Annotated in this window: 7 protein-coding genes; 4 read left to right on the top strand and 3 right to left on the bottom strand. The window is 60.4% G+C overall.

Features of this window, described 5'->3' with window-relative positions:
• The first annotated feature begins 77 nt into the window (after positions 1–77).
• Complete coding sequence (locus ACP5VX_RS06050) at positions 78–245, top strand: hypothetical protein (protein ID WP_428724988.1); 168 nt, start codon at positions 78–80, stop codon at positions 243–245.
• Positions 246–251: 6 nt separating this feature from the next.
• Here the strand turns inward: ACP5VX_RS06050 and ACP5VX_RS06045 are convergent, their stop codons facing one another.
• The gene (locus tag ACP5VX_RS06045) at positions 252–1,172 is read right to left on the bottom strand and encodes a dihydroorotate dehydrogenase (RefSeq protein WP_428724987.1); all 921 of its coding nucleotides are present in this window, start codon (positions 1,170–1,172) and stop codon (positions 252–254) included.
• Between the two features lie 4 nt (positions 1,173–1,176).
• Entirely contained in the window at positions 1,177–1,881 is a 705-nt protein-coding gene (locus ACP5VX_RS06040; protein WP_428724986.1) for an FAD-binding oxidoreductase, read from the bottom strand.
• Between the two features lie 212 nt (positions 1,882–2,093).
• Between ACP5VX_RS06040 and ACP5VX_RS06035 the strand changes: the two genes are divergently transcribed.
• Genes ACP5VX_RS06035 through ACP5VX_RS06025 form a run of 3 tightly spaced genes read left to right on the top strand, consistent with a single transcriptional unit; the run spans position 2,094 to position 5,036 of the window.
• Positions 2,094–2,681, top strand: coding sequence for an ECF transporter S component (locus ACP5VX_RS06035; RefSeq protein WP_428724985.1), 588 nt, complete (start codon positions 2,094–2,096; stop codon positions 2,679–2,681).
• 49 nt (positions 2,682–2,730) lie between these two features.
• Positions 2,731–3,702 carry a TIGR00269 family protein gene (locus ACP5VX_RS06030; RefSeq protein ID WP_428724984.1) on the top strand — a complete coding sequence of 324 codons (972 nt, stop codon included), beginning with the start codon at positions 2,731–2,733 and terminating at the stop codon, positions 3,700–3,702.
• On the top strand, positions 3,699–5,036 hold the full coding sequence (locus ACP5VX_RS06025; RefSeq protein ID WP_428724983.1) for a phosphoadenosine phosphosulfate reductase family protein: 1,338 nt from the start codon (positions 3,699–3,701) through the stop codon (positions 5,034–5,036). Before ACP5VX_RS06030 ends, ACP5VX_RS06025 begins: the two co-directional genes overlap by 4 nt.
• On the opposite strand, the gene ACP5VX_RS06020 is transcribed toward ACP5VX_RS06025, so the two are convergent.
• Positions 5,020–5,222, bottom strand: a 203-nt coding sequence (locus tag ACP5VX_RS06020) for a hypothetical protein (RefSeq protein WP_428724982.1), incomplete at its 5' end; no start/stop codon positions are given. The genes ACP5VX_RS06025 and ACP5VX_RS06020 overlap by 17 nt on opposite strands.

Raw genomic sequence — 5,222 nt, 5'->3', positions numbered from 1 at the left:
GGGGCTTCAGTCTGAGGAGGGTCAAGCGGGAGTTCAGGCTCCTATACCGCTGAGAGCTCCGAGTCGTGGTGGAGTCTATGGAGGTGAACAAGACGGTTAGAAAGCTCAGAGAGGAGCTCGGCCAAATGATACTCGTAGTCTCGGACAGAGTCTGTATTCTCAACGAGGAGCGCATAGTCGGGGAGGTCCCGAGGCCGGAGTTCCAGCGCGAGGAGGCTCTCCTCGAGAGCTTCCTGGGCCTGTAAGGGGCCTCACTCTGTGACAAGGCTGTTGATGAACTTGTTCACGTCGTCGATACCGTTCTCCTCCAGGAACTTTTCGATACCTCTAACGACCTCTAGCATCGCCCTCGGGTCCACGAAGTTAGCGGTACCGACCTGTACAGCCTTGGCACCCACGAGAAGGTACTCGAGGGCGTCCTCAGCGGTCATCACCCCGCCGCTCGCTATAACTGGTACGTCTACAGCCCTAACCGTCTCGTAAACGGCCCTCAGGGTCAGGGGCTTGATCGCGGGGCCCGAGTAGCCCGCCACGACGTTGGCGAAGACGGGCCTCCTCGTCCTCAGGTCCACGGCCATAGCTCGGTAGGTGTTGCCTACCGTCAGGGCGTCGGCGCCGCTCTCAACAGCGGCTTTACCCATGGCCGCGATGTCCGTTACGTCGGGCGCTAGTTTCACTATGACCGGCTTGTTGGTCTTAGAAGCCGCGAGCCGCGTAGCCTCCCTTATACAGTCCTCGCTGAGCGCGCAGCTCCTACCCCCCTTCTCGAGGTTGGGGCACGAGAGGTTGACCTCGTACGCCCTTATCAAGTCGCCAGCGGTTTCGAGGACCTCTATTACCATGGCGTACTCGCTCGGCGTGAAGCCCGCTACGCTCGCGATGAAGACGGCGTCCCTGTACTTCTTCAGGGCCGGGACCTTCTCCTCGACGAACGCTTTAGCGCCTACGCTCGGTATCCCTATCGAGTTGAGGAGCCCGCAGGGGACTTCGTGTATCCTGGGGGGCGGGTTGCCCTCTCGCGGCTCTAGTGTGACGCTCTTCAACACCACCGCTCCCAGCTGACCCGGGTCGACGAAGGGCTCGTAGGCCACCGGGTCGTAGGTGCCCGAGGCGTTCATGACCGGGTTCTTGAGCGTCAAACCGGCTATCCTGACACTCAGCTTGACGCCCACTCCACTACACCTCCAACTCCCTCACGTCGAACACAGGGCCGTCTCTACACGCAAGCTTGTAGCCGTGGACCGTCCTCACCACGCAGGATAGGCACGCACCCAGCCCGCAGCCCATCCTCTCCTCTACGGAGGCGTACGCCTTGAAGGGGGTTTGCCTCAGTAGCCTGATCAACCTCTTCGACCCGCACGTGTAGACCGTCGAGGGGTTCTCCTCGAACAGGATCCTCCTGACGTTGTCCAGGCTACTGGTGCCGTCCTCGTCGTACAGCACGTAGACCCTGGACGAGAATCCCTCGACGAGCTTGTTCCCAGTGGCGAGGTCCTCTCCGCGCCCTCTGAAACTGCCCACGGTGACCACGCTACACCCTGCCTCTCTCAGCTTTTTACCGAGGTACGTGAGCGACGCGAGCCCTACACCCCTCGCGAGGAGCAGCGCTTTACCGGGGCAGTCCAGGGGGAACCCCCTCCCAAGCGGGCCGAGTACGCTGACAACGTCGCCCTCCCGTAGCTCGGCCATCGCTCTAGTACCCCTACCGGTCACCTTGTAGAGGATCTCCAGGACCCCCCTCTCCTCGTCGTAGTCGTAGACCGTGAAGGGTCTCCGCAGCAACACCTCGTGGCCGTCGACCTTCACCATGACGAACTGGCCGGGGTCCACCCGGCCTAGACTGCAACCGCCCAGCACGAGGTGCTTATACCCCCTCGCCACGCCGGTGTTCGACACCACATGGCGCTCGGCTACTCTCGCGAGCCGAGACCTCAGGCGCGCTCAACTATCCCTACAATTTGGACACCCGTATAACGCTACCGACGACTGCCGTGGTGTCTCAGCGACTAGGCGTTTGGTTAGCGGGTTTATTAAAACCTGGTGATAGAAATCTTAATAACCAGGTTTTAAGATCAGACCCACACGGTGGTTCCATGTTACTGGAGTCGGTCTCCCTGCTAATAGTCGTGCTCACGGCGTTGGCGCTGTACTTCGCGGCTAAGAAGACGAGGTACACGGCGATCGACTACACAGTGCTGGGGCTCGTCGGCGTCGTCTTCGGCGTGGTGTTCGTACCGTGGTGGACGGCCTACTACGTGGTCAAAGCTGTGGGCGGGCCCGTGGTGGCTAGGCTGCTGACCTACGGCTTGTGGTTCATGGCGGCCCCGATGGCGGCCGTCCTCATAAGGAAGCCCCTGTCCGCCTTCCTCGGGGAGACGATAGCCGCTCTCATCGAGAGCCTCATACCGACAGCGGGCGGCTTGACAAACCTGGTCTACGGCTTTGCGCAGGGGCTAGCCAGCGAAGTGGCCTACGCCGCCGGGGCCTACAGGAGCTACGGGATCGTGACCTCGTCACTGGCCGGAGGCCTAGCGGCCTTCCCCGCCGTGGCCCTCGACGCAGTGTTGTTCGGGGACATCTACCCGTGGCACTACATGGTGTGGATAGTACTGGGGGCCTTCGTTAGCGGCCTGATATACGGGGCTATAGCCTACCTCGTTGGGAGAGTCGTGAGGCCGTAGTCTCTTTAAACCCCTTTTTCCGAATCCTTCTTCTACTAGGGCTCTGGTAGTGGCCAAGTGTAGCCTTTGCGGCAGGCCGGCGGTGTACGTAAACAGGGTCAACAAGACCGCCTACTGCAGGCAGCACTTCATCGAGTACTTTGAGAGGAAAGTGAAGAAGACGATACGCAAGTACAGGATGCTGGGCAAGACCGAGCACATAGTCGTCGCGGTCAGCGGCGGCAAGGACTCGATGGCCCTACTCTACTTCCTGTGGAAGATGTCCAAGAAGAACCCCGGGTGGAGGGTGTCGGCCCTCATCGTAGACGAGGGGATAAGGGGGTACAGGGAGTACACCATAGCGAACTTCCTCAGAGTAAACGAGAGACTGGGCGTCCCCTACAAGATAGCCTCCTTCAAAGAGTACTTCGGGATGACGCTCGACGAGATGGTGGAGGAGGGTAGGAGGAGGGGCCTCCCCTACCTCCCGTGCGCTTACTGCGGGGTTTTCAGGAGGTACCTCTTGAACAAGGTGGCGAGGGAGATGGGCGGTACAGTACTGGCGACGGCGCACAACATGGACGACGTCGTCCAGACCTTCATAATGAACCTAGCGAAGGACACGCTAGACAAACTGGCCAGGCTCGCGCCCGTCACGGGCATAGCGTCGCACGAGAAGTTCGTGAGGAGAATAAAGCCGTTCATAGAGGTGACGGAGAAGGAGACCAGCATATACGCGCTGCTGAACGGGCTTATAGAGCCCGAGTACCACAAGTGCCCGTACGCCGAGTTCAACATCAGGTTCAAGATAAGGAAGATGATCAACGAGCTCGAGGAGGCCCAGCCCGGCACTAAGAACAGCCTGCTGAACAGCTACCTGAGTATAGTCCGCCTTCTCGGCGAGAAGAGGCAGGTCGGGGAGGTGAAGACCTGTAAGATATGCGGGGAGCCGTCTTCGCACGAGGTCTGTAGGGCGTGCCAGTTCAGGATCGGGCTGGGCTTACTAGAGAAGGGAGTCTACGAGTTGAAGAGAGGCCTATGAGTAAGCCAATGTACATTATTGCCACCAGGGCCTCCAGCGACAAGGACGCGCTCGAACACGTAGTGGAGAGGTTCTACCCGGGTTGGGGGATACAGGTCGTCTCGCTGGGCGGGGTCAGGTCCAGCGAAGCGCTCGCCGAGGGCCTCCAAGAGCTCGACGGTAGGGCCCTCTACAAGCTCTACATCGCCAACAGGGAGGACGCGGAGTCCGGTGTGCTCCCCTCCCGGTACTCGCCTACGACCGTAGTCCACGTCGTCGGGAAGGCCAGGGTGAGGAACATGAGGCTGGAGGAGATACACCACGAGGTCGAGAAGGCTCGCGCCAAGCTCCGGCTACGCTTGTACTTCGAGAACGGCCTGTACAAGTTCGCCCCATCGACGCCGGGCGCCAGGCCGGTCGTGGGGGAGCCCGAGGTGTACCACGACATAATGGCCTTCAGGGTCCCCGAGTTTGCCAAAGGCGTGATAGGGCTGGAGCCCGGCTGGTACATTGCGTTGAGGGACCTCGGCGGGCGCCATATCGTGTTCAGCGGGGGTGAGCCGGCCGGGTTCTTCAAGATAAGGGACGACCTCGGAGTCGAGCCCTACACTGGGCGTAGGCCCGAGAGCGTGGACATCGCGGACTTGGCCAGGGCTAACAGGGAGTTCGTTTCGAAGCTAGTGGAGGCGACCCTGGACTGGGTGAGGAGTCTCGGCGACTACGACCACGTCCTAGTCCCGTGGAGCGGCGGCAAGGACAGCACGATGGCGCTCTACCTGGCGCTCAAGCTGTTCGGTAAGAGCAGGGTGAGCCCCGTCTTCGTCGACATCGACGTCGACTTCCCGGAGAACAAGCTCTTCGTCGAGGAGGTCTCCAGCCGGCTCAAGCTAGACGTAGTGGTGAAGAGGCTCGAGCTCAAGCCCCTTCTACCAGTCAACGGGCTACCAGAGCACTCCGACAGGTGGTGTTCGAGGCTCAAGGTCTCAAAGCTGGAGGAGGCCTACAGAGAGGTATGCGCGGGAGATACAAAGTGCCTCGTGTTAGTTGGGGACAGGGACGTCGAGTCGGAGTCCAGGAGCTCTAAGCCCCCGTTCTTCGCCAGGGGCAACCTCACTTACGCCTACCCGCTCAAGCAGTGGAGCACGCTCCTCCTACAGGTCGCCACCGTAGTAATGGGAGTACCCTTGAACCCGCTATACGAGCAGGGCTTCTACAGGCTGGGCTGCTACATCTGCCCCTCGCTGAGGGGCTGGGAGGTGGAGTTGATAAAAAACTCGCCTAGGCTAAACTGGCTCCTAGGAGAGGAGTCTTTCCGGGAGTTCCTGAAGAAAAGGGGGTTCACTTCGAGCTCTTGAGCTCGTTTATCCTCTCCTCAACTCTCCTAAGCGTCTCCTGGAGGTAGCTCTTGAGGCTCTCAAGGTACTGTAGCTCGGCCTCCCTACTCCAATAAGCCGCGGGGGGTGTTGCCTGCGGTGCCGCCCACCAAAGGTACCAACCGGGCCTCATCCACGGAGGTAGATAGCTCCAAGGTCCATGACCCG

Source organism: Thermogladius sp., from assembly GCF_049970955.1.
In the GTDB taxonomy this organism is placed as follows: domain Archaea; phylum Thermoproteota; class Thermoprotei_A; order Sulfolobales; family Desulfurococcaceae; genus Thermogladius.
The sequence above is the reverse complement of the archived record's forward strand: the minus strand, read 5'-3'. Positions and strand labels throughout refer to the sequence as shown.

Excerpts from the sequence above, each read along its gene's own strand:
- ACP5VX_RS06050 (WP_428724988.1), top strand. The coding sequence starts at position 78 with ATGGAGGTGAACAAGACGGTTAGAAAGCTCAGAGAGGAGCTCGGCCAA.
- ACP5VX_RS06035 (WP_428724985.1), top strand. The coding sequence starts at position 2,094 with ATGTTACTGGAGTCGGTCTCCCTGCTAATAGTCGTGCTCACGGCGTTG.
- ACP5VX_RS06025 (WP_428724983.1), top strand. The coding sequence starts at position 3,699 with ATGAGTAAGCCAATGTACATTATTGCCACCAGGGCCTCCAGCGACAAG.